Annotated in this window: 1 protein-coding gene; it reads right to left on the bottom strand. The window is 59.9% G+C overall.

Features of this window, described 5'->3' with window-relative positions:
- The coding region (locus tag N5C91_RS31820) for an Ig-like domain-containing protein (protein ID WP_279834516.1) at window positions 1-846 on the bottom strand (846 nt) is incomplete at both ends.

Below are 846 nucleotides of genomic sequence, written 5' to 3'. Positions count from 1 at the left end.
CTGAAGTTACCCGCCCCATCACTGGACTTGGCCGTAATCGCATGCGTACCGTCTGCCAGGTCGGTCGCCGGCTTAAAGTACCATTCGCCATTACCGTCAGAAGTCGTGGTGCCGAGTGGCACGTCGCGGTCGTAGACGGTGATCGTCTTGTCGGCTTCGGCCAGGCCGGAGATTACCGGACGCTTTTCGTTGGTAGTCGTGTTGTTGTCTACATACACCCAATGGCCGAGAGCTTCACTGTAGTAATAAACAGTCGTGATCACCGGTGGCGTCTGGACCACGGAAACCGTAAAACCGAACTCGTTCGACACACCGCTCAGGTGGCCTGCTCCGTCATCTGCCCGGGCCATGATGTTGTGTGCACCGTTCGCCAGGTCATTTGACGGGGTGTACGACCAATTGCCGCCGTCATCGGCGATAGTGCTGCCGATCCTGTCGGCGTTGTCGTAGAGCACGACGATCCGGTTGGGTTCGGACGTGCCATTGATCGTCGGGCGACTGTCGTCGGTGGTTTCGCCCTGGACCAGGTATCCCTGCTTGGCACCAACATCGTCATACACCGAGACAATGACCGGCGTTGCCGGCAACGGTGCGGCGATCTCGACCGTGAAGTTGAAAGCGTTCGACGGCTCACTCAGGTTGCCTGCCAGGTCGGTTGCCTGGGCGCGCAAGTTATGTGGCCCTTGCGCCAGGTCCGTCGTGGGCGTGTACGACCAGTTGCCGTTGCCATCGGCGGTGGTTTCGCCCAGGTAGGTGTTGCCGTCGTATACGTCGTACAGCTTGACCGTGCTGTTGGCTTCGGCTGTGCCGCTGACTTTCGGGCGAGTGTCGTCAGTGGTTTCGCCC

This window comes from Pseudomonas sp. GD03903 (assembly GCF_029840045.1).
Lineage (GTDB): Bacteria > Pseudomonadota > Gammaproteobacteria > Pseudomonadales > Pseudomonadaceae > Pseudomonas > Pseudomonas pseudonitroreducens.
Note: the sequence above shows the minus strand (reverse complement) of the source record. Positions and strands in the feature narration are given on the sequence as shown.